The organism is Streptomyces lavendulae subsp. lavendulae, assembly GCF_002803845.1.
GTDB classification, from domain to species: Bacteria; Actinomycetota; Actinomycetes; order Streptomycetales; family Streptomycetaceae; genus Streptomyces; species Streptomyces lavendulae.
In genome coordinates, this window is the sequence record NZ_CP024985.1 from 7,457,259 (window position 1) to 7,479,729 (window position 22,471).

Consider the following 22,471-nt stretch of genomic DNA (forward strand, 5'->3'; position numbering starts at 1 on the left):
CCGCCGCCCCGGGGTCAGGGTGCGGCCCGGCGCAGGGCCAGGGCGGCGAGTGCCTCGGGGGCGCCGGCCTGGCCCCGGATGCCGGGGAAGGCGTTGACGTCCACGATGAGCGGGGCGCCGCCGCCGGTGTCGATGACGTCCACGCCGTAGACGTCCAGCGCGAACACCTCGCCCACCCGCAGGGCCAGGCCGGCCCAGCCGTCGGGGAGGCGCTCCAGGCTGCGGGCCGGTTCCTTGGCGCCCGAGGCCAGTTCGGAACGGCGCAGGCCCGCGAAGACCCGGTCCCCGATCACCCACAGTTTGTGGTCCCAGCCGTCGTTGGGCGCGAACGCCTGCACCACGACCGGCTCCTCGCTCCAGTCGTCCAGCAACTCCGGCAGCCGCGCGGGACCGTCGAGGCGGGCGACCAGGTCGTGCTTGTGGCTGTGCCGGCTCTTGACCACCATCGGCCACGGCAGCCCCGCCGCGGTCTCCAGCCGCGCCGCCGCGGCGAAGGTGCGGGTGGGGGCGAAGGGCAGCCCGGCCCGCAGGGCGAGCGCGGCCATGCCGGTACGGTCCTGGCAGGCCTCGGTGGCGGCGGCCGAGTTCAGCACCGGCGCCCCGCCGCGCTCCAGTTCCCGGGCCAGGGCCAGCGCGGACGGGGTGCGCGCCTTCAGCAGGTAGACGTCGGCGGCCGCGCCGGCCGCACCAGCGGCCCCGGCGGCGGGGTCCAGCACCTGGACCGTGTGCCCGCCGGGGGCGAGCGCCGCGACGGCGGCCGCCAGCAGCGGGTGCCCGGCGTCCGGGGTGATCAGGCCGATCCTCACGCGCCGTCCCCCGCCCCCGCGGCCACCTGGAGCGGGATCGTCACGGGCAGGACGAACGGGGCGGCGGGCGGCCGCTCGCGCCCGCCGCCCGCGCGGGCCAGCGCCAGTACGGCACGGGCCACCCGGGCCGCGGCGTCCGGGACCTGGCGGAAGCTCGGGAAGTCGTTCACGTCGACCACCACGGGCCCGTCGGGACCCAGCAGGACGTCCACCCCGTACAGGTCCAGCCCGTACACCTCGCCCACCCGGGCGGCGATCCGGGCCACCTCGGCCGGCAGCGGCACCTGCCGCTCGCGCACCGCGGCGTCCGGGTGCAGGGGGGAGCAGCGCTCGGTGGCGAAGAGTTCGCCGTCCACGCAGTACACCTTGATGTCGGTGCCCGCGTTGGGGACGTAGGGCTGCGCGATGAGCATGGCCTCGCCCGCGAGTTCCGGCAGGAGCGCGGCGAGCCGGTCCGGCGAGGCCAGCAGGTGCACTCCCCGCCCGGAGCTGCCGTCGGCGGGCTTCACGACGAGCGGATACGCGCTGTCGGGTATCTCCGCGAGGAGTTCGGGCCGGGCGACGGCGTAGGTCTGCGGCTGGGGCAGGCCCCGGGCGCTGCCGATGGCGGCGGCCAGCGCCTTGTCCCGTACCCCGCGGATGGCGCGCGCGTCGTTGACCGTCGTCATGCCGGCGGCGGCCGCCGCTTCGAGCAGGGTGAGCCCCGGTCCGCCGGACACGGTCTTCAGCACCCAGGCGTCGTGGGCGCCCGAGCGCACGACCTCGTCCATGTGCAGCAGGGAGCCTCCCGGACGGACCACGTCCACCCGGTGTCCCCACGCGGTCAGTTGCCGGATCACCTCGTTCGGCATGCCGTCACGGCGGTAGTGCTCTTCCACCAGGAAGCAGAGCCTCATGACCTTCCCCATATTCCCCGGACGCCCCTCCGCCGATCCCGTCCGGCGAGCTGTGACGTCACAGGATGCCATGGCATAGCCCCGAAACCGCTCCAGATACAGCCTTAGTGGGCGCTACAGAGCGTGATATTCGACAAGAGCTTTCCTAAACGATCAGCAATCCTCTTATAGTTGTGCCTCGTTGCCACAGGAACCCTCTCTTCCATTTACGCCCGGTTTGAGGCTTTGACTAATGACGGCGTCGCCCTCCCCCCTTCGCCCCTCCGCGCTCGCGCTGCTCGTCACCGCGGCGGCCACGGGCACCTTCTCCATGGCGGCGGTGGCCGCGGCCCCCTCGTCCATCCGCGTCCCCCTCGGCTGGTTCGCGGCCTCCGGATCGCTGCTCCTCGCCGTGGCCGCCTGCGCCGTCACCTGGTGGGCGCGCAACGCCCGGCAGCTGCGCGCCCAGGTCTCGGCGCTCACCGCCGACGTCGCCGTCCGTGAGGCGCACATCGCCCGGCTCACCGCCGACGCGGCCCGCGAGACGGCGGCCCACACGGCCGAGCGGAGCCGTCTCGTCGCGGGGCACACCGCCGAGATGGACCACCTGAGCACCGCCCGCGCCGCCGAACTGGACCGGGTGACGCAGGCCCACGCCGCCGAGCTCGACAGCCTCGACGCAGCGCACCGGGCCGGCCGCGAACAGCTCGCCGAGGAACTGCGCCTGGCCCGGTCCGGACGGGCCGCCGCCATGGCCGCCGCCGCCAACGCGGCCGGCCGCATGCAGGCGCTCGCCACCGGCATGCTGGCCGACCTGCGCGAGATGGAGCACAAGCACGCCGACGAGGAAGTCCTCGGCGACCTCCTGCACCTCGACCACCGCACCGCCCAGGCGGGCCGCCTCGCCGACTCCATCGCCGTCCTCACCGGGGCCCGCTCGGGCCGCCGCTGGGCCCGGCCGATCGTCATGGAATCGATCCTGCGCGGCGCGATGGGACGCATCGGCGGCTACCAGCGCGTCCGCCTGCACTCCACCAGCGAGGCGGCCGTCGCCGGACACGCCGCCGAAGGCGTCATGCACGCCCTCGCGGAACTCCTCGACAACGCGGCGAACTTCTCGCCGCCCACCGCCGAGGTCCACGTCTACGTGGAGGAGGTGCCGGCCGGGATCATCATCACCGTCGAGGACAGCGGCCTCGTCATGAGCGAGGTCCAGCTGAGCCGCGCCGAACAGGCCGTCACCGCCGAGTCCCTGGACCTGGCCGGGCTCTCCGGCACCCGCCTCGGCCTCGCCGTCGTCGGCCGTCTCGCCCGCAAGCACGGGCTCACCGTCTCCTTCCGGCCCTCCGCGCGCGGCGGCACCGGCGCGCTGATGATGCTCCCGCAGGAGCTGATCAGCCGCGCCCCGGCCGAACCCGTCCCCGCCCCGCCGCTGATCGCCGCCCCCGAGCCCGCCCCGCGCACCGTCACGGTGCCCGCCCCGCGCGCCGCCACCGTGCCCGCGCCGGCGCCCGCCGCGGAGGCCGAGCCGGTCCACGACAGCGCGGACACCACCCACGACTCCGAAACCACCGGCACGACCCCGGTGCTCGGCGAGAGCGGACTGCCCCAGCGGCGGCGCGGCCGGACCCTGGCCGCCGCCCACCCCGAAGGACCCGACGCCGCCGCAGCGGCGGCCCGTACCCCGGCCGCCCCCGGCAGCGCCTCCCAGTCCGCCGCCCGCTTCGGCAGCTTCCGCCAGGCCGTGCGCGGCACCTCGGCGCAGCAGCCCTCGACCCCCACGCACCCGGAAGGCAACACGCAATGACCGGCTCCACCACCGACGAGACGCTCAGCTGGCTCCTGGAGGGACTCCTGGAGCGCACCCCCGGCGCCCGGCACGCCCTCGTGCTCTCCCGCGACGGCCTCAAGCTGTGCCGCACCCCCGAGCTCTCCGTCGACCAGGCCGACCAGCTCGCGGCGATCTCCGCGGGCATCCAGAGCCTGTCCCACGGGGCGTCCATCGAGTTCGGTGACGGCACCGGCGGGGTCCGTTCCGCCATGGCCGAGTTCTACGGCGGCATCCTCTTCATCGTCGAGGCCGGCGAGGGCGCGCACCTCGCCCTCGTCGCCGCCGACGACGCCGACGCGGGCCTCGTCGGCCACAACATGTCCGAACTGGTGGAGCAGCTGAGCGAGCATCTGATCGCCAGGCCCCGGGGATGAGCCGCGGCAGGCCGGGCCGGGACGACTCCCCGGACCGGCTCTACACCCTCACCGGCGGCCGCAGCAGCTCCGGTTCCGACGCGTTCGACCTGGTCACCCTGATCGTCGCCGAGTGCGACCCGGTGCCCGGCATGCAGTCCGAGCACGCCGCGATCCTGCGGATGTCCCGCTTCCCGACGGCGGTCGTCGAGATCGCGGCCGAGCTGGGGCTGCCGGTGTCGATCGTCCGGATCCTGCTCGCCGACCTCCACGGCACCGGCCGCATCAGCGCGAGGCACCCCCGCGCCACGACGTACCGCCTTCCCGACCTCGACATCCTGGAGCAGGTGCTCGTTGGACTCCGCAACCTCTGACCGGGGCGAGCCCCGGCAGGCCCTCAGCAGCACCGCCGACAACGGTCTGAAGATCGTCATCGTGGGCGGGTTCGGCGTCGGCAAGACCACCATGGTCCGCTCCGTCAGCGAGATCCGCCCGCTGAACACCGAGGAGACGATGACGAAGGCCGGTGAGGCCGTCGACGACACCGAAGGCATCACCGCCAAGACCGCCACCACGGTCGCCTTCGACTTCGGCCGCATCACCCTCGACGCCCACAACGTGCTCTACCTCTTCGGCGCCCCGGGCCAGGAGCGGTTCTGGTTCCTGTGGGACCGGCTGTTCTCCGGCACCCTCGGCGCGGTCGTCCTCGTCGACACCCGCCGCCTCGCGGACTCCTGGTACGCCATCGACCGCCTCGAACACCACGGCACGCCCTTCGTCGTGGCCTGCAACGACTTCGGCGGCCCCGCCCACACCCCGGAGCAGGTCCGCGGCGCCCTCGACCTGCCGCCCGAGGTGCCGCTGCTGTTCTGCGACGCCCGCTCCCGCGCCTCCAGCAAGCAGGTGCTGATCTCCCTCGTCGAACACCTCCAGCACCTCCAGCGCGCACGACACCCCCAGCCGGCCCTCCAGCCCCCGATCCCGGAGCCCACCCCGTGACCACCCCCGAGCCCCAGCCCGTCTACCTCGGCGGCCCCCGCTTCCAGACCGACCCCGCCGAGCTGTACCGGGAGATGCGCCGCGACCACGGTGCCGTCGCCCCGGTCGTCCTCGACGGCGACGTCCCGGCCTGGCTGGTCCTCGGCTACCGCGAACTCCACCAGGTCACCAGCGATCCCCAGCTGTTCTCGCGCGACTCCGACCTGTGGAACCAGTGGGACCGCATCCCCGCCGACTGGCCCCTGCTCCCGATGATCGGCCGCAAGCAGCCGTCCATCCTCTACACCGTGGGCGAACGCCACCGCGAGCGCGCCGCCGTCATCTCCGCCGCCCTGGAGGCCGTGGACCCCTTCGAACTCAAGGGCCACGCCGAGCGCTTCGCCGACGAGCTGATCGACCAGTTGTGCGGCAAGGGGGCCTGCGACATCGTCGGCGAGTACGCCATGCTCCTGCCGCTGCGCGTCCTCGCCCGCATCTACGGCTTCTCCGACGAACAGGGCCCCGGCCTCGTCACCGCCATGAACGACATGATCAACGGGCGGGAGGGCGCCCTGGACGGCCAGCGCCACCTCGGCGAGTCGATGTACGCGCTGCTCGCCGCCAAGGCCGCCGAGCCCGGCCACGACGTCGCCTCCCGGATGCTGGCCAACACCGCCGGCTTCACCCTCGACGAGGTCGCCCAGGACCTGATGGTGATGATGGCCGCGGGCCACCAGCCCACCGCGGACTGGATCGGCAACTCGCTGCGCCTGATGCTCACCGACGACCGGTTCGCCGCCTCCCTGGCCGGCGGGCGCCACAGCGTCGGCGAAGCCATGAACGAAGTGCTCTGGGAGGACACCCCGACCCAGAACGTCGCCGGCCGCTGGACCACCCGCGACACCAAGCTGGGCGGACAGCGCATCGGCAGCGGCGACCTGGTCCTGCTGGGCCTGGCCGCCGCCAACGGCGACCCGAACGTCCGCACCGACGCGGGCGCCCTCACCGGCGGGAACAACGCCTTCTTCTCCTTCGGCCACGGCGAACACCGCTGCCCCTTCACGGCCCAGGAGGTCGCCGAGGTCATCGCGCGGACCGGCATCGAGGTCCTCCTCGACCGGCTCCCCGACGTCGACCTGGCCGGCCCCGCCGACGAGCTCACCCGGCGGCCCTCGCCGTGGCTGCGCGGGCTGACGGCCCTGCCCGTGACCTTCACTCCCACTCCCGCTCTTGGAGCCGCCCGATGACCTGCCCGATCGACCACACCGGCCCCGCCCCCCTCGTCCTCGACCCGTTCGTCGCCGACCTCGACGCCGAGAGCGCCGCCCTGCGCGCCGCGGGCCCGCTGGTCCCCGTCGTGCTGCCCGGCGGCGTCGGCGTGTACGCCGTCACGCACCACGCCGAGGCCAGGAGACTGCTCACCGACCCCAGAGTGGTCAAGGACATCAACGTCTGGGGGGCCTGGCAGCGCGGCGAGATCCCCCTGGACTGGCCGCTCATCGGCCTCGCCAACCCCGGCCGCTCCATGCTCACCGTCGACGGCGAGGAGCACCGCCGCCTGCGCACCCTGGTCGCCCAGGCCCTGACCGTGCGCCGGGTGGAGAAGCTGCGCTCCGGCATCGAGGCCCTGACCACGGAGATGCTCGACAAGCTGGCCACCCTCCCGGCCGGGGAGGTCGTCGACCTCAAGGCGCACTTCGCCTACCCGCTCCCGATGAACGTCATCAGCGAGCTGATGGGCGTCGACGCCGCCGAACACCCCCGGCTCAAGGCGCTCTTCGAGAAGTTCTTCTCCACCCAGACCCTGCCCGAGGAAGTCCCGCAGATGATGGCGGACCTCGGCGCGCTCTTCTCCCGCATCGTGGAGTCCAAGCGCGAGACCCCGGGCGACGACCTCACCAGCGCCCTGATCGCGGCCTCCGAGGACGGCGACCACCTCAGCACCGAGGAGATCACCAACACCCTCCAGCTGATGGTCGCCGCGGGCCACGAGACCACCATCAGCCTGATCGTCAACGCCGTCGTCGCCCTGGAGACCCACCCCGAGCAGCGCGCGCGCGTCCTCGCCGGGGAGGTCCCCTGGGAGAACGTCATCGAGGAGACCCTGCGCTGGTCCACCCCGACCTCGCACGTCCTCATCCGCTTCGCCACCGAGGACATCGAGGTCGGCGACCGGATCCTGCCCGAGGGGGAGGGCCTGATCGTCTCCTTCGGCGCCCTGGGCCGCGACGAGGCCCAGCACGGCGAGAGCGCGGGGGAGTTCGACGTCACCCGCACCCCCAACCGGCACATCTCCTTCGGCCACGGCCCGCACGTCTGCCCCGGCGCGGCCCTGTCCCGCCTGGAGGCCCTGGTCGCCCTGCCCGCCCTCTACGCCCGCTTCCCCGGCCTCGGCCTGGCCGTCGGCCGCGAGGAGCTGCGCAACAAGCCGATCCTGACCCAGAACGACCTCCACGACCTGCCCGTGAGGCTTTCTGCGACCACGGTCTGACACGGGATACCACCGCGGGCCGACGCCGGGCCGCCGGCCCCGGCCTAGATTCGGCGTCATGAACACCACACGCCGCCGCACCGCGGCCGCCGCCGTCCTGTTGGCCCTGCTGCTGCCGCTCCCGGTCGCCGCGGCCTCCGCCGCGCAGGCGGCACCCGCCGCTGCGCAGAAGCAGGGCACGGCGCTCGAACTGCCGCCCGCCACGGGCCGGTTCGCGGTCGGCCAGGAGGACCTCCACCTGGTCGACCGCAGCCGGACCGATCCCTGGGCCCACTCCGGGCCCCGCGAGCTCATGGTCACCCTGCGCTATCCGGCGCAGCCCGGCACCGGCCGTGCCCCCGCCCCGTACATGAGCACCGAGGAAGCCCGGCTGATCCTCGCCGACAAGGGCCTGGACGGGGCCGTCGACCCGGCCGTCTTCGCCGCCACCCGGGCCCACGCCCGCATCGACGCACGGCCCGTCCATGGCCGCTACCCGCTCGTCGTCCTCTCGCCCGGCTTCACCGTCCCGCGGGCCACCCTCAGCTCCCTCGCCGAGGAGATCGCCTCCCGCGGCTACGTGGTGGCCGCCGTGGACCACGCCTACGAGAGCGCCGCCACCGCCTTCCCCGGCGGCCGCGTCCTCACCTGCCTGGCCTGCGACCAGACCCAGGGCCCCGGCGGCCGCGAGGCCGTCACCGAGGTCCGCGCCCGCGACACCACCTTCCTGCTGGACCGCCTGACCGGGCGCCATCCGGCGTGGAAGAACGCCGGCCTGATCGACTCCTCCCGCATCGCCATGGCCGGCCACTCCATCGGCGGAGCCACGGCCCTGCCCGCGATGGCCGCCGACCCGCGCATCCGTGCGGGCATCGACATGGACGGCACCCTGCCCGAGCCCTACCCGGCGGCGGGCATCGGCGGCCGGCCCTTCATGCTGCTGGGCTCCGCGGCGAGCGTCCCCGGGGACGGCCCCGGCAACTGGTCCGGCCCGTGGCCGCACTTCGACGGCTGGAAGCGCTGGATCACCCTCGACGGCACCGACCACTTCGGCGCGACCGACTTCCCGGCCCTGCGCGACCAGCTCGGCCTGCCCCACCCCGACGCCCCCCTCCCCGGATCCCGCGCCGTCGAGCTGACCCGCCGCTACGTGACGGCCTTCCTGGACCTCCACCTCAAGGGCCGGCCCGCCCCGGCCCTCGACGGCCCCCGCGCCGACACGCCCGAAGCCCGCTTCCACAACCCGTGAAAAATGGATGGTCATCTCATCGGAAGGCTCGCTAGGTTGATCACGTGCCGAAGCTGAATCAGATCATCGCAGTCGAAAAGGGCGTCAAGTCCAAGTCCCTCCAGGAGCTCACCCAGGCTCACCACGACGTGCAGAAGCCCGCCCTGCTGGCCGGCATCTCGCGGACGTACCAGCCCAAGGACGAAGAGGGCGAGCAGCTGCCCCCCGAGTCCACCCGGGTCCAGGTCAAGGCCGAGGACGTGCTGAGGGCGACGGCGAGCACCCTGACCCGTCTGTTCGACGTGACGGCCACCAAGGACTGGGCCAACCGCACCGCGGCCGCGGACGTCGTCGTCGACGGCAACGTGCTGCTCGCCGAGGTGCCGGTGCCGTACCTGCTCTTCCTGGAGAAGCAGCTGACCGACCTGCACACCTTCGTGCGCAAGCTGCCGGTCCTCGACGCCTCGGAATCGTGGAACCTCGACCCGTCCACGGACTCCTGGAGGACGGAGGCGGTGCGTACGATCCGCACCAAGAAGGTCCCGCGCAACCACGTCAAGGCCGAGGCCACCGAGCAGCACCCGGCCCAGGTCGAGGTCTACTACGAGGACGTGGCCGTCGGCTACTGGACGACCGTGAAGTTCTCCGGCGCCCTCCCGGCCCGCCGGGTCAACGAGCTCCTCGACCGGGTGGAGCGGCTCCAGCAGGCCGTGAAGTTCGCCCGCGAGGAGGCCAACGGCACCGAGGTCACCGACGAGCGGGTCGGCGACGCGGTGTTCGGCTACCTGTTCGGGTAGCCCCGAGAACGCCCCCTGTGTCGCAGGGGGTGCGCGAGAGCGCAAGCTGAAACTGATGTTGAAGCTGAAGCAGGGGTGTCAGTTGGGGGTTCGAATCCCTCCCCCGGTACCACGTGCCGGGGTGGCCCAAGCCGGAAGAGGCGGCCCCTTGAATTTCAGATTATCGCTCCAGTCTCAGTATTCGCCGCCGAACACCGGATCGACCGAGCAGGGACGATCACTGACGGATGGGGGTTCAAGTCCCTCCTGCGCCTCTTCCGCGGCGCGGTAGTTCAAAGGCAGAACACGTCGGCCTCACCTTGATCCCCGCTCTTAAACGCAGCCGGTGTGCGCAATTGGGTGGCACACAGGAGCCCGGGAGCTGGACATGCTCCCGGGCTCCGTCACGTCCACGGCCCGAAGGGCCGCCGGACGCCTTCCCGCTACACCGGCACGGACACGAAGGTCCGGCCGGACTCGTTCTCCACCAGGACCTCCCTGACGTTCGCCGGGTCCACGGCCGCGGAGCCGTCCAGGGACGCCCCCTTGCCCTCGCCGTGCTCGGCAGTGCCCACGACCCAGCCACCCGCGGTGGAGCGCGTACCGTCCTTGGCGACCACCACCAGCCGGCACCGCTCGCCGGCCGGGATCCCGGTCACCGCCGCGTGCACCCGCACCCACTTCGCCGCCGGCGTCACCTGTACGTTCATCCGCGCACCGGTGTCCCGGTCCGTCGCGGAGGCCACCCTGGTCCCCGGTACGGGCGCGGAAGGCACCGCCGACGCCGTCGGGGACGGCGGCGCGGGCAGCGCCCCGACCGGCTCCCGGTCCCCGCCCAGCTGCGTCCCGGCCCAGAACACGGCCGCGAGCGAAGCCGCCACGGCCAGACCCGCCAGCCCCACCCGGCGCCGCGCGGACGCCGCCCGCTCCCCGCGCACCTGCCGCAGGGTCCGCTGGAGCAGCAGGTCGCCGCCCTGCGGCGGCCCTTCGAGGAACGCCTCCTCGGGCACTTCGCCCAGTACCCCCTCCATCTCGCGCAACGCGGCCACCTCCTCACGGCACCGCACACAATCGCCGACGTGCTCCTCGACACGCCGTACGTCGTCCTCGTCCAGGACACCGAGCACGTACGGGCCGAGCAGTTCCTCCTCGTGCCGCTGCCGGTTCACGCCACCACCTCCCGCAGTCCGCCGGGCTGCTGGGGCGGCCGGCCTGATCGTCTGTTCCCGCCGCCGTCCCCGGCGCCGTCCGCGAACACCTCGCGCAGGGCCTTGAGCGCGTAGTGCGAGCGGGATTTGACCGTACCGGCGGGTATGCCGAGGCGGTCGGCGGCCTCGGCGACACTGCGCTGGCGGTAGTACAACTCCGTCAGCACGTCGCGGTGTTCCGGGGTCAGCCGGTCCAGCGCGCCGAGTACCGTCATGGTGTCCACCACCGCGTCCGCGTGGTCCCCCTCGACCGGGGGAGCGGCTGCCGCGCCCGAGACCTCCGGCGGCCGGGCGGCCTTGGCGCGGTACCGGTCCGTGATGATGTTGCGGGCCACCGTGAGCAGCCAGCCGCGCACCGAGCCCTTCCCGTTGACCAGGACCTCGGAATGCCGCCAGGCCCTGATCAGTGTCTCCTGCACGACGTCCTCGGCGGCGGCCCGGTCCCCGGTGAGCCGGGTGGCGTACGCGAGCAGGGCGTTGCCGTGCTCCTCGTAGACCGACCTGATCAGTGCCTCGTCTGTCGAGCCCCGCCGAGTGCGGGGCCACAGTGGTCCGGCCATCTCACCCTCTCCGTCCGCCTGGTGTTACCTGGTGCGGTCGGAACACGCCGTGGGCGCACGTCCGGTTCACGTGACGTACGTCACTCAGGTCCGGCATGCCCGTCCCTCGTTGAGGCAGGCGACGACCGCGTCCATCTGCGCGTCCGTCATCACGTCGACGAACATCGCGTGGTCCGTGCGCGGGCTGTGCCGCTGCTCGGGGAAGGAGTCCAGGGCGATCGGCACGCCCGGGGCCACCGCGTAGGCCAGCGACAGGCGCAGCTCGGGCACCGGGAAGGTGCCCTGCGGGCACACCCCCCGCGGGGAGGGGAACAGCAGGTGGGAGCGGTGGTCGGGGGCGGTCGTGTCCAGTCCGTTCCAGCAGCTGGGGAAGACGAGCGTGCGGGTGACGAGGGAACCGGACGGGCAGCGCGGGTAGTCGGTGGTGGACCGGTCGGGGAACCCGGTGCAGCCCCAGCGGGCCCGGACGTCGGCGCGCGCGCCCGCCGTGTACGCGACGGCGTCGCCGGTCATCGCGCGCAGGAACCGGGGCATCGGCACCACCTTGCTCACCGGGCTGCCGCGGAACTCCACGGTCACGGAGGCCTCGGGCAGGATCTCCCCGGTGTTGCCGTGCCCGGCCGAGTGTTCGTGGGGACCGCTCCCCGGCCGGTCCACCCGGCGCAGCACCGGCCAGTAGTAGGTGGAGCGGTCGCCGCCCGCACAGCTCGTGGCCGCCCCGGCGAGCGAGGCGTCGGTGGACAGGGCGTCCGTGGAGAGGTTGCCGACGTAGGCGTGCGTGTGGTGGGCGCCGGACCGCAGCCCCGGCGAGACCACCAGGTTGTCCTCGTTCCAGTGGCCCTCCTCGTTGCGCCCGCAGTCCACCGTCACCGAGCCGGGGGAGGCGTCGGCCCCGGCAGGTGCCGGCGCCTGGGGGGCGGGCGAGACCGTGCGTATGTCCACGGTGGCCCCCGCCACGGAGGCCTGACGGGATCCGGCGGCCCGGGTGGCCCCCAGCACGGCGGCCGTCAGCCCGGTGCCCAGCACCAGGCAGACGAGAAGCGCCAGAAGTCGGTGTTCGTTGCCCATGGCGGTCACGGTTGCCGGTGCCCGGCACGGCCGTCAACCGGGCATCCGCACGAGGGTCGCCGCCGGGGGTTGTACGGGTCGCACGGCACCGCGGCTCCTGGCCCCGGAGCGGGGGGAGTTGGCCCGTCCGGTCCTTGCCGGGGCGGACACGGGCCGCGCAGAGTTCTCCGTATGACACCGGAAGAGCTCCTGCGCGACCTGGCCCGCACCCGCGTCTCCCTGGACGGCGAGGAGGTCACCTACTGGTGGTCCGGCGACGTCCATTCCTGGGCCCCCGGCGAGCCCTACCGCCGCCTCTTCGGCTTCGAGGGCGTCAACGTGGCCCGCCTCGAAGCCGAGCACGCCGAGGACGCCGGGGCCGGCGGGGCCGGCGGTTACCGGATGCTTTCCCGGGAGGCGGCCTTCTACCTCGACCCCGGCACTCGGGAGATCCTCGAAACCTGGCAGGACAAGACCGTGGTCCACGTCTGGAACGACCCGGCCAACCAGAGGTGGCGGCCCTTCCCCGTCCCCCGGACCGACCTCGGCGACCAGGTCTGCTTCAGCCTGGAGGTCCCGCTGTCCTACCCCTCCCCGCTGCCCGTCGCCGACTACCCGCTGAACTCCGCGGACGACACCTACCGGGCCCTGGAGCTCTTCCAGTTCTTCACCCCCGCCGCCGCCCTCGCGGGCGACGCCCCGAGCGTGCCCGCCACCATGTCCTGGACCCGCCAGTCGCCCTGGCTGCCCTGGATGGAGCAGGGGCAGCGTCCCGGCGGCCTCACCTTCCACTGCCGCGGCGTGAAGCTCGGTTCCTACGCCGAGGTGCCCGAGCGCACCCGCGCGTACATCGCCGCCCACCATCCCGAGTTCGCCCGGGCCCCCGAGAAGTGGACCGAGCCGAACGAGACCAGCTGGACCTATTTCCGCAAGCTCGGCCCCAGGTGACCCGGCGCGCCCCCGGAGGCGCGGCGGGGGCGCGCCGGGGGCCGGGGGAGGGGGCCGCCAGGGTCCGGACAAGGGTTTTCCCCGTATCGGGTTCACCCCCGCGTTGCCTACTGTCTGCCCACCGGCGATCTTCCACATCCCGAACGGCCCCCGCACCCACCCCACATGGTGTGAAGCCGTACGAGGACGCGCGGATCGCGGGTACGCAGTCGTCCGGTCCCACCGTCGCGCCCGGACGACGCAACGCGCGGCGGCGGCCGGAGCGGGTCTGACCAGCCCGCCCCCGGCGCCGCGGCCGCGATCACCTCCCACACTGCACCGACCGGCCGCTCCGGCCTGCCCGGAAGCGGCCCGCGAAGGGGAACACCGTGCACGCAACCAGACGTCGGCTCATATCCGTGGCGGCCATCTCCGTCACCCTGCTGGCGGGCTCCGCCACCGCCTCCGTGGCCGTGACCGGCGGGAACGACCCGGCCCGCACCCTCCCGGCCGCCGCGGCCCCCGCCGCGCCCGCCGCCGCGCCGGTCGAGAACCTGATCGTCGGGTACAAGTCCACCGCCTCCGAGGCCAGCTCCAACACCGCCGCCGCCGACGACGCGGCAGCCAAGGGCAAGAAGGCCGGCAAGAAGGCGAAGTTCGACCGCCGCCTCGGCACCGGTGCCGCCCTCGTCAACCTCGGCGGAGCCGTCGCCCCCTCCGAAGCGGCCGACGTGATGGCCCAGTTCCGTGCCGACCCGGACGTCGCCTACGTCGAGCCCGACTCCCGCGCCTACGCGATGAGCACCCCCGACGACACCGAGTACGCCAAGCAGTGGGACCTCTTCGAGCCCACCGCCGGCATGAACGTGCCCGCCGCCTGGGACAAGACCACCGGCTCCGGCGTCACCGTCGCCGTGATCGACACCGGCTACGTCGCCCACTCGGACGTCGCGCCCAACATCGTCGCGGGCTACGACTTCATCAGCAGCTCGACGGCCGCCCGCGACGGCAACGGCCGCGACAACAACCCCGCCGACCAGGGTGACTGGAGCGCGGCGGGCGAGTGCGGCACCGGCTCGAAGGCCAGCGACTCCTCCTGGCACGGCACCCACGTCGCGGGCACCATCGCCGCGGCCGCCAACAACGCCAAGGGCGTCGCGGGCATCGCCTACAACGCCAAGATCCAGCCGGTCCGCGTGCTCGGCAAGTGCGGCGGCGCCACCTCGGACATCGTCGACGCCATCACCTGGGCGTCGGGCGGCTCCGTCGCCGGCGTCCCGGCGAACGCCACCCCCGCCAAGGTCATCAACATGAGCCTCGGCGGCTCCGGCGCCTGCACCGCCAGCTACCAGAACGCCATCAACGCGGCCGTCGCCCGCGGCACCACCGTCGTGGTCGCCGCCGGCAACAGCAACGCCGACGCGGCCGGCTTCTCCCCCGCCAGCTGCAACAACGTGATCAACGTCGCCGCCACCAACCGAACCGGCGACCGCTCCTTCTACTCCAACTTCGGCTCGATCATCGACGTCGCCGCCCCGGGCGGTGAGACCCGCCGCGCCACCGACACGCCCGGCACCGTCACCACCCCCGAGAACGGCATCCTCTCCTCCCTCAACGCCGGCACCACCACGCCGGGCGCCGAGATCTACAAGCCGTACCAGGGCACCAGCATGGCCGCCCCGCACGTCGCGGGCCTCGCGGCGCTGCTCGTCGCCGCCAAGCCGTCGCTGACCCCGGCCCAGGTCGAGGCGGCCATCAAGGCCAACGCCCGCCCGCTCGCCGGCACCTGCACCGGCGGCTGCGGCTCCGGCCTCGCGGACGCGGCCGCGACCGTGAACGCCGTCACCTCCACCCCCACCACCCCGAAGTTCGAGAACACCGCGGACGTCGCCATCGGTGACAACACCACCGTGGAGAGCCCGATCACCGTCTCCGGCGTGACCGGCAACGCCCCGGCCACCCTCCAGGTGGGCGTGAACATCGTGCACACCTACATCGGTGACCTGAAGGTCGACCTCGTCGCCCCCGACGGCACCGTCTACACGCTCCACAACCGGGCCGGCGGCGGCACCGCCAACATCAACCAGACCTACACCGTCAACGCCTCCTCCGAGGCCGCGAACGGCACCTGGAAGCTGCGGGTGAACGACAACGCCGGCGGCGACACCGGCAGGATCGACTCCTGGAGCCTCGGCTTCTGACCCGTCCAGGTCCCCGGCGGAGCCCCCCAACTCCGTTCTGACGGACCGATGGTACGGACCAAATCCCAGCACGCGGGCCTGCCGGTACCTCCCGTACCGGCAGGCCCGCCGCGCATTCTGTCCACGGACTGAATTCTGCGTCACAATCCGGGTCCGTCCGGCGGCTGACCTCGTATTGTCGCGTCTCACAGGAAAGGCACAGAACTGGGGCGCGAAAGGCTGGTGGCTGTGCGTGGCGGCGACGGGGCACGCTGACACCCGGGTGGGACACACCAATGTCGGACAACGCGAACTCATCGAGGCGGTCCACCGTGCGCTGACCACGCACGGCCGGGCCGTCCTCACCGGGCCCGCCGGAGCGGGCAAGACCGAGGTGGCGCGCGCCGTCGCGGCCGCCGCCGAGGGCCGCCGGGAAACCGTCCTGCGGCTGGCCCCGGAAGCCGCCGACCAGGCGATACCCGAGGCCGCCGCCGCCACCCTGCTCGCCTCCGTCCCCCGCACCGCCCTCGAACGCCTCGCCGGACCCCAGCGCACCGCCATCGCCCGGCTCCGCCGCGAGACCGACGACCCCGGCGCCGGCCGCGACCACGTCGCGCTGCGCCTCGCCGTGGTCGAGGTCCTGCGCACCCTGTCCGCCCCCGGCCCCGTCCTGCTCGTCCTCGACAACGCCCAGTGGCTGGACGCCGAGAGCACCGACCTGCTCCGCTTCGTCCTGCGTCTGACCCCGCCCCGCGTACGGGTCCTCGTCGCCGAATGCGTCCAGGGCGGCGCCCCCGTCGCCGAACCCCTCTGCGGCCCCGGCACCCCCGTCGTCCACGTCCCCCCGCTCGGCGCCGACCAGGTCGCCGAGCTCCTGCTCCGCCACGGCCTGCCCGCCCGCCTCGCCGGCCGCGTCCACCAGGCCAGCGGGGGCAACCCGCGGCTCGCCCTCGCCCTCGGGCACTCCCTCGCCGAGGCCTGCGGCGGACCGGGCGGCGCCGCCCACCACGCCGACACCCCGCCCGTCTCCGGCCAGGCCCGCGAGGTCGCCCGCCGGCTCCTCGCCGAAGCCCCCGCCCGCGCCCGCAGGACCCTGCTCCTCGCCGCCCTCGCCGCCCGCCCCACCACCGCGCTGCTGCGCCGCGCCGGCCGCCCCGACGCCGAAGCGGAACTCGCGGAGGCCGAACGGGCCGCGCTGGTCACCGTGGCGGAGGACGGCGCCGTCACCTTCACGGCCGGCGCCCTGCCGACCGCCCTGGCCGCCGACGCGGGCTGGCCGGAGCGCGCCGCCGGACACGCCGCCCTCGCCGCCGCCGTCGACGACCCCGTCCAGGCCGTACGCCACCGCGCGCTGGCCGTCGACACCCCCGACGCGGAGCTCGCCGCCCAGATCACCGACGCGGCCGCCGCCTGCCGGCGCCGGGGCCAGCGCGCCCTCGCCGCCGAACTCGGGCTGCTCGCGGCCGAACGCACCCCCGTCGCCCTGCCCCGCGAGGAACTCGCCCGGCTCGTCGCCGCCGCCGAGGACGCCGGCTGGGCCGGCCGCGCCGATCTCGCCCGCCGCGCCACCCGCGCCGTCCTCGCCCGTGACGCCTCGCCCGCCCAGCGGGTCCGCGCCCGGCTCGCCGTGATCGACGCCGCCGGGCAGGCCCTCGCCGACCTCGACGAGACCATCGCCCACGCCCTGGCCGACGCCGCCGCAGACCCCTCGCTGCGGGCCGCCGTCCAGCTGCGCATCGCCTGGAAGCACAACATCGGCGACGGCGACCCCCAGCGCTCCCGCGACGCCGCCGCCGAGGCGGGCGCCCTCGCCAAGGCGGGCGGGGACCAGGTCGCCGAGGCCATGGCCCTGACCGTACGGGCCCGCATGGGCCGCATCCTCGGGGACCCGGACGCCGAGGACATCCTGGCCGAGGCCCTCGCCCTGCCCGCCCCCGAGGTCCCCCTCGGGATGCGCAACGCCCCCCAGTACCTGGCCGTGCGCCACGCGCTCTTCGACGACCGGCTCGCCGACGCCCGCCGCCAGCTCCTCGTCCTGCTGCCCGCCGTGCAGCGCACCGGATCCGCCGAGGACGTCTTCGAGGTGCTGCGCAGCCTCACCGAGGTGGAACTGCGGCGCGGCCGCTGCGGCGCCGGGGCCGCGCACGCCCGCCGCGCGCTGGAACTGACCATCGAGGCGGGCCTGTCGCCCGGACCGGCCTGGTACGTCGCCGCGACGGCCGAGGCCGCGGCCGGCGGCTTCGCCCGCGCCGCCGGATACGCCCGCCGGGGCATCCAGGCCTCCGAGGAGGAACAGGACCAGGTCTTCCTGTCCCGGTCGCTGTACGCCCTCGGCACCGTCGAACTGGCCACCGGGGAGGCCGCGAAGGCCGTCGCCACGCTGCGCCGGGTCGCCGCGCTGGAGGAGGCCCAGCAGGTGGTGGACCCCTCGGTCCTGCGCTGGCACGGGGAGCTCGCCGAGGCCCTGGTCGCCGCCGACGATCCCGCCGGAGCCGCGGAACTCCTCGACCGGGTCACCCCCGTGGCCCGCTCCCTGGGGCGCACCACGGTGGTCGCGGCCCTGGACCGGGCCCGGGCCCTGTGCCGGTCGGCGCGGGGCGAAGCGGAACCGGCCGTGGCCCTGCTGGAGTCGACCGCCCAGCGGTTCGGAGCCCTCGGGCTGCCCCTGGAACAGGGCCGTACGCTCCTCGCGCTGGCCCGGGTGGAACGCCGCCGCCGGCGCCGGGCCCCCGCCCGGGCCGCCCTGTCGGCGGCGGCCGAGGTCTTCGCGGCAGCCGGGGCCACGCCCTGGCTCGGGCTCGCCCGCGAAACCCCGCCCGAGACCGCCGCCCCGCACCCCGGGGTGGCGGCCCTGACCGAGGGGGAGGCCAGACTGGCGCTGCTCGTCGGCGGGGGAGCCAGCAACCAGGAGGCCGCCGCGAAGCTCTTCCTGAGCGTGAAGACGGTGGAGGCCCGGCTCACGCGGATCTACCAGAAGCTGGACGTCCGCTCCCGCGCCCAGCTGGCCACCGCCCTGCGCGGGCACTGAGCGGCACCGGGCGGGCACCGAGCGGGCGGACCGGCGCCGGTCCGCCCGCTTTCCCCCGTCAGCAGCTCAGGTTGTTCCCCGGGGTGACTCCCAGCAGCTGCGTGAAGCTCTGGTACTTGCTCACCCGGCTCTGCACCTGCGCGGGGTTGCCGCCGTTGCACTCCAGGGACCCGTTGATGGAGCGGATGGTCTCGCCGAAGCCCGCGCCGTTCACCATCGCGGCGTGCGCGGTCATCGTGCCCGGCCCGTTCTGGGTGTTCCAGTACCACAGGGCGGTCTTCATGGCGACCGCCGGATCCTGCTCCACCAGGTAGGGGTTGGCGAGGAGGTTGATGCCCAAGGCGTCGCCCGCCGCCTTGTAGTTGAAGTTCCAGCTCAGCTGGATGGGGCCGCGCCCGTAGTAGGCGGCCTGCCCCGCGGGACAGCCGTAGGGCCGGGAGGCGTCGCAGTAGTGCGGGTAGTTGGCGGTGTTCTGCTCCACGATGTACACCAGCCCGCCCGTCTCGTGCGAGACGTTGGCGAGGAAGGCGGCCGCCTCGCGCCGCTTGACCGTGTCGTCACCGGTGTTGGCGAAGCCGGGGTAGGCGGACAGGGCCGCGACCAGGCCGTTGTACGTGTAGAACGGGTTCCGGTTCGGGAACATCTGGTTGAACTGTGCCTCGCTGACCACGAACCCGGAGGGGTTGCCGGTACCGGGGTCCGTGCCCCCGCCGTCCCCGCAGGCGCCCTGGTCCGACCAGACGCCCCACTGGCCGGTGGTACCGGGCGTTTCGCCCTGGGTCCACCACTTCGCCTGCCAGTTGTGGCCGTTGTACGAGGCGCTCGTGCCCCCCGTGTAGACGGCGGAGGAGGTCCAGGCCGAGGCGCAGGCGGGGGCCGCGGCGGCGGGGGAGGCGGGCAGGGCGACGGCGAGGCCGAGCGTCACGGCGGCGGCCGCGGCGAGGGAGAGGGTACGGCGGCGGAGGGCGCGTATCACGTAACTGCTCCTGGAGTGGGGGGAATCGTCGCGGGGGTGGGGGTGCGACGGCTACCGCCACTGAAGCGAAGATGGTCTGGACCTGTCAAGGTCTAGACCAAGACTCTCCGGGTGGGGCGCGGGGCTCCGGAAACGCCGGAACGGCGTGACGGCCACGGCCGTCACGCCGTTCCGGATGCCGCTGGGGTCAGCTGCCGGCGGACAGGTTCCCGGACAGGACCGGGATGTTGTCCACGATGTGCGACAGCGACTCGTCACCCTTGGCCTGGGTGGAGTTCTCGGCGCACTGCTGGTTCTGCGGGTTGGACAGGACGTTGATGTCCTGGACGCCGATGTTGAGGGCGGCGAGGACCGACTGGGCGTTGACCTTCGCGGGCAGGCCGACGCAGAGCTTGTTCAGGGAGCCCTGGACGGCGCTGAGCTGCGGGCTCTGGGCGCCCTTGGTCTCCTGGTTGCCGTAGATCTGCGCGGCGCCGTTGCCGTTGACGGTGTTCACGCCGTTGTCGTTCCCGATCGCCATCGCCGGGGAGGCCGCGAGGGCGCCCGTGCCCAGTACGGAGGCGGTGACCGCGGCGGTGGCCATGAACTTCTTGAGCATTGTGGGGATCCTTCTGTCGCATGAGCTGTCCCCGGCGGGACGTCCTGATCAACTGCCCACGCGGTCAGGGGTTATCGCCGATCACCCATGCGGCCCAATGATTCGCCGGGGCCCGGCGGCGACCGGGGACGCCCGGAGGTGCCCCCGGCCGTCCCCGGCGTCTGCCGGCAGGCTCCCCCGCGGACGGTGGGGCCGGGCCGGGCCCCCGGCGTCAGCCGGTCTTGCGGCGGACCTTCTTGTTCTTGCCCCCGGCGCCGGAGCTGGAGCCCTGCACCTTCGCCCGGCTCTGGTGGGACTGCTGGGACTGGGCGTTCGCGGCGTTGCGCGCCAGCGCCTCGCGGAACTTGCGCTTGGCGGCGTCGGCCGGGGACTCGTCCTGCGGGACGTCCGCCGCGTCCCCGTCCGTCTGGGCCCCGTCGGCCTGCGGGGTCTGTGGTGCGTCAGCCATCGGTCTGCCTCCTGGAGTGATCACGTCGGCCCAGTCTGTCAGCCGGGCCGTCCGCGGGCCATCGGGTTCGTACCGGGGCGGCTGGTCAGGGGGCCGGGAGGGGTGCCTCGGCCCCGCCGCCGGCGCGGATGGCGCGCAGCGCGGCCGTGTGCAGGGCGTACGGATCGCCGTGGGCCACCGGGCTGCCGGTCAGCGTGTACCACTCGTCCGCGTCCGTGTACTGGATCGCGAACCCGACGGTACCGTCCGCCCCGCGGGTCGTCCGCAGCGTGAGCGGGCCGGTGATGACCCCGACCTCGTCGGTCATGGCCCCGCCGGGGCCGGCGAGGACCTCGTCCTGCCAGGCGGACGCTCCGGGCCCGGTCACGGGGCGCAGGTGTCGATCATGGTGGTGAGCATGGCCCTCTCGGCGTCGGTGACGGTCAGTGCGTAGTGGGACTTGACGGTGGTCCAGGCGCGCCCGTACTGGCACCAGCTCGACTTGTCCGTCGGCTGCCAGAGGTCAGGGCTCTGGTCGCCCTTGGAGCGGTTCGAGGACGCCGAGACCGCCAGCAGCTGCGGCCGCGTCAGGTCGTTGGCGAAGGCCTTGCGCCGGGCCGCGTCCCAGGCGGAGGCGCCCGAGCGCCAGGCCTCGGCGAGCGGCACCATGTGGTCGATGTCCAGCTTCGCGGCCTCGGTGACGGTCGCCCCGTCGTAGAGGCTCTTCCAGCGGCCCGTCAGGGCGCGGCACTCGGCGTCCTGGGTGACGTCGGCGCCGTCCCGTTTGAGGACCACCTCGCGGGTGTCGCACTTGTTGCCCTGCTCGGCCCAGTGCGTGAACTTGTCGCGGCTGTAGCCGGCCATGGTGCCGGGCTTGCCCGTCGTCAGCGCCGCCAGCCGGGTCCGGGCGGCCGCCGCGCTCACCAGCCCGGGCAGCACGTCCCCCGGGGCCGGCGCTCCGGCGGCCCCCGAGGGCGCCGGCGGTGCGGAACTCGCGCCCCCGTTCGGGCCGGAGGCCGTGCCCGGTCCGGGGGCACTCCCGGTCTTGCCGTCCCCGGAGTGCCCCGGCCCGCCGCACCCGCTGATACCGAGCAGCACGGCCGCCACGACCACCGCCGCGCCGCGCACACCTGACTGACGACCCATGACCCACCCCGAGGAGACTCCGCGCTGACCCGGGAAGCCTACCCATAACCGGACAACCAACCCCGCAGCGGGCGGTGCGGAGTGTCCGGAGGGGTCCTACCCCTCCCACCCCTCCCACGGATGCAGGGCGCCCCAGGTGCCACCGGCCGCCTGGAAGACCGGCTCCGAGCCCTCGAAGACAGCTTCAGGCACACCGGTTCCCGGCGGAGGTCCTCGCCCACGGCCCCGGCGCCGGTCACGAGCCAGGCGAGCCGTCCCCGAGCCGCCCGCCGTACGCCATCGTAGGAGCGCGGCCCTACCGGGTCCGGGTCCGCAGGGACCGCCACTGCGGAGGGCGCAGCGGGTCCGGCGGCAGGCGGAGCAAGTCGGCGAGCGGGGCTCCCTGTTCGGCCCAGCGGCGCAGCAGTTCGCGGTCGATCCACCGCACGCCGTGCCGCTCGCCCCACGCCTTGGCGTCCGGGGTGAAGCCGCCGTTGGTGACCACCACGGCGTGCTCGGCCCGGTGCGCCGGACCCGCCGCGCCCTTCGCCTCGGCCATCACCGAGGTGCCGACGGTGGCTCCGGCGGCGCCCGCGCGGGTGTGCCGGGCGCGGACGAGGAGGCGGCCGTGCCCGGCGGCCCCCCGCGCGCCCCAGCCGTCCCGGACCAGCAGGTCGCGCACCGCGTACGCGAACTCCTCGTGGCCCATGGCGTCGAACTCCGCCAAAGTGATCCGCAGGGCGGCGGGGCGCGCGGCCCGGTTCAGGGTCCGCCACCCGGCCACGGCCACCAGCGCGAGGGCCGTCGCCAGCGCCACGGGCCGGCCCTGCGCGGCGGCGACCCCGGCGACGGCCACCAGCGCCACGAGCACCAGGCCCCCGACGGCGATCCGCCTCCCGGGCCCATCGGCGCGGCCGCGCTCCCGTACGAGGTGGTAGCCCTCCCGTGCCATCGAGCCCCCTCCGCTCAGGGGCCGGCCGCGGTGCGGGGCCCTCCCGGGAAGAGTGTGGGCAGCCCGGGGTCCAGAAAGGGTGGAATCGTCATGGAAGTCGAGTCGAGGGCCTGGATCCGGCCACAC

At 74.1% G+C, this 22,471-nt stretch carries 22 protein-coding genes; 11 read left to right on the plus strand and 11 right to left on the minus strand.

Going from position 1 to position 22,471, the window contains the following annotated elements:
* Nucleotides 1-14: 14 nt before the first annotated feature.
* On the minus strand, nt 15-806 hold the full coding sequence (locus SLAV_RS33390; protein ID WP_030234271.1) for an ATP-grasp domain-containing protein: 792 nt from the start codon (nt 804-806) through the stop codon (nt 15-17).
* Entirely contained in the window at nt 803-1,702 is a 900-nt protein-coding gene (locus SLAV_RS33395; RefSeq protein ID WP_037687830.1) for an ATP-grasp domain-containing protein, read from the minus strand. The genes SLAV_RS33390 and SLAV_RS33395 overlap by 4 nt, the downstream gene beginning before the upstream one ends.
* Before the next feature lie 232 nt (nt 1,703-1,934).
* Here SLAV_RS33395 and SLAV_RS33400 point away from each other — a divergent pair, with 232 nt between their 5' ends.
* Genes SLAV_RS33400 through SLAV_RS33435 form a run of 8 tightly spaced genes read left to right on the plus strand, consistent with a single transcriptional unit; the run spans nt 1,935 to nt 9,338 of the window.
* The gene (locus SLAV_RS33400) at nt 1,935-3,488 is read left to right on the plus strand and encodes a sensor histidine kinase (protein WP_030234275.1); all 1,554 of its coding nucleotides are present in this window, start codon (nt 1,935-1,937) and stop codon (nt 3,486-3,488) included.
* Nucleotides 3,485-3,886, plus strand: coding sequence for a roadblock/LC7 domain-containing protein (locus tag SLAV_RS33405; protein WP_030234278.1), 402 nt, complete (start codon nt 3,485-3,487; stop codon nt 3,884-3,886). Before SLAV_RS33400 ends, SLAV_RS33405 begins: the two co-directional genes overlap by 4 nt.
* Nucleotides 3,883-4,239, plus strand: coding sequence for a DUF742 domain-containing protein (locus SLAV_RS33410; protein WP_030234280.1), 357 nt, complete (start codon nt 3,883-3,885; stop codon nt 4,237-4,239). Before SLAV_RS33405 ends, SLAV_RS33410 begins: the two co-directional genes overlap by 4 nt.
* Nucleotides 4,220-4,864, plus strand: coding sequence for a GTP-binding protein (locus SLAV_RS33415; protein WP_030234282.1), 645 nt, complete (start codon nt 4,220-4,222; stop codon nt 4,862-4,864). The genes SLAV_RS33410 and SLAV_RS33415 overlap by 20 nt, the downstream gene beginning before the upstream one ends.
* The gene (locus SLAV_RS33420) at nt 4,861-6,090 is read left to right on the plus strand and encodes a cytochrome P450 (RefSeq protein WP_030234285.1); all 1,230 of its coding nucleotides are present in this window, start codon (nt 4,861-4,863) and stop codon (nt 6,088-6,090) included. The genes SLAV_RS33415 and SLAV_RS33420 overlap by 4 nt, the downstream gene beginning before the upstream one ends.
* Nucleotides 6,087-7,334: a cytochrome P450 family protein gene (locus SLAV_RS33425; RefSeq protein WP_051841169.1), complete on the plus strand. Its 1,248-nt coding sequence runs from the start codon at nt 6,087-6,089 to the stop codon at nt 7,332-7,334. The genes SLAV_RS33420 and SLAV_RS33425 overlap by 4 nt, the downstream gene beginning before the upstream one ends.
* A gap of 58 nt (nt 7,335-7,392) precedes the next feature.
* Complete coding sequence (locus tag SLAV_RS33430; protein WP_051841170.1) at nt 7,393-8,562, plus strand: alpha/beta hydrolase family protein; 1,170 nt, start codon at nt 7,393-7,395, stop codon at nt 8,560-8,562.
* 44 nt (nt 8,563-8,606) lie between these two features.
* Nucleotides 8,607-9,338 (plus strand): DUF7873 family protein, encoded by a 732-nt coding sequence (locus tag SLAV_RS33435; RefSeq protein ID WP_030234291.1) that lies wholly within the window; start codon nt 8,607-8,609, stop codon nt 9,336-9,338.
* A gap of 422 nt (nt 9,339-9,760) precedes the next feature.
* Here the strand turns inward: SLAV_RS33435 and SLAV_RS33440 are convergent, their stop codons facing one another.
* From SLAV_RS33440 to SLAV_RS33450, 3 genes are all read right to left on the minus strand, one after another.
* Nucleotides 9,761-10,486 carry an anti-sigma factor family protein gene (locus SLAV_RS33440; protein WP_030234293.1) on the minus strand — a complete coding sequence of 242 codons (726 nt, stop codon included), beginning with the start codon at nt 10,484-10,486 and terminating at the stop codon, nt 9,761-9,763.
* The gene (locus SLAV_RS33445; protein ID WP_030234295.1) at nt 10,483-11,085 is read right to left on the minus strand and encodes a sigma-70 family RNA polymerase sigma factor; all 603 of its coding nucleotides are present in this window, start codon (nt 11,083-11,085) and stop codon (nt 10,483-10,485) included. The genes SLAV_RS33440 and SLAV_RS33445 overlap by 4 nt, the downstream gene beginning before the upstream one ends.
* A gap of 84 nt (nt 11,086-11,169) precedes the next feature.
* Nucleotides 11,170-12,153: a DUF1996 domain-containing protein gene (locus SLAV_RS33450; RefSeq protein ID WP_030234296.1), complete on the minus strand. Its 984-nt coding sequence runs from the start codon at nt 12,151-12,153 to the stop codon at nt 11,170-11,172.
* Between the two features lie 171 nt (nt 12,154-12,324).
* Here SLAV_RS33450 and SLAV_RS33455 point away from each other — a divergent pair, with 171 nt between their 5' ends.
* From SLAV_RS33455 to SLAV_RS33465, 3 genes are all read left to right on the plus strand, one after another.
* A complete protein-coding gene (locus tag SLAV_RS33455) occupies nt 12,325-13,080 on the plus strand; it encodes a DUF1838 family protein (RefSeq protein WP_030234298.1) in 756 nt (251 codons plus the stop codon).
* A 368-nt stretch (nt 13,081-13,448) separates the two neighbouring features.
* Nucleotides 13,449-15,260 carry a S8 family peptidase gene (locus SLAV_RS33460; RefSeq protein WP_037687820.1) on the plus strand — a complete coding sequence of 604 codons (1,812 nt, stop codon included), beginning with the start codon at nt 13,449-13,451 and terminating at the stop codon, nt 15,258-15,260.
* Between the two features lie 262 nt (nt 15,261-15,522).
* Complete coding sequence (locus SLAV_RS33465) at nt 15,523-18,267, plus strand: helix-turn-helix transcriptional regulator (protein WP_030234303.1); 2,745 nt, start codon at nt 15,523-15,525, stop codon at nt 18,265-18,267.
* Between the two features lie 58 nt (nt 18,268-18,325).
* On the opposite strand, the gene SLAV_RS33470 is transcribed toward SLAV_RS33465, so the two are convergent.
* From SLAV_RS33470 to SLAV_RS33495, 6 genes are all read right to left on the minus strand, one after another.
* A complete protein-coding gene (locus SLAV_RS33470; protein ID WP_030234306.1) occupies nt 18,326-19,243 on the minus strand; it encodes a glycoside hydrolase family 19 protein in 918 nt (305 codons plus the stop codon).
* Nucleotides 19,244-19,430: 187 nt separating this feature from the next.
* Complete coding sequence (locus SLAV_RS33475) at nt 19,431-19,841, minus strand: rodlin (RefSeq protein WP_030234308.1); 411 nt, start codon at nt 19,839-19,841, stop codon at nt 19,431-19,433.
* Nucleotides 19,842-20,052: 211 nt separating this feature from the next.
* A complete protein-coding gene (locus SLAV_RS33480; RefSeq protein ID WP_030234310.1) occupies nt 20,053-20,289 on the minus strand; it encodes a DUF5302 domain-containing protein in 237 nt (78 codons plus the stop codon).
* An 85-nt stretch (nt 20,290-20,374) separates the two neighbouring features.
* On the minus strand, nt 20,375-20,656 hold the full coding sequence (locus tag SLAV_RS33485) for a hypothetical protein (RefSeq protein ID WP_030234312.1): 282 nt from the start codon (nt 20,654-20,656) through the stop codon (nt 20,375-20,377).
* On the minus strand, nt 20,653-21,414 hold the full coding sequence (locus tag SLAV_RS33490; protein ID WP_078950473.1) for an HNH endonuclease family protein: 762 nt from the start codon (nt 21,412-21,414) through the stop codon (nt 20,653-20,655). Before SLAV_RS33490 ends, SLAV_RS33485 begins: the two co-directional genes overlap by 4 nt.
* A 295-nt stretch (nt 21,415-21,709) precedes the next feature.
* Nucleotides 21,710-22,345, minus strand: coding sequence for a restriction endonuclease (locus tag SLAV_RS33495; protein ID WP_030234315.1), 636 nt, complete (start codon nt 22,343-22,345; stop codon nt 21,710-21,712).
* Between the last annotated feature and the right edge of the window lie 126 nt (nt 22,346-22,471).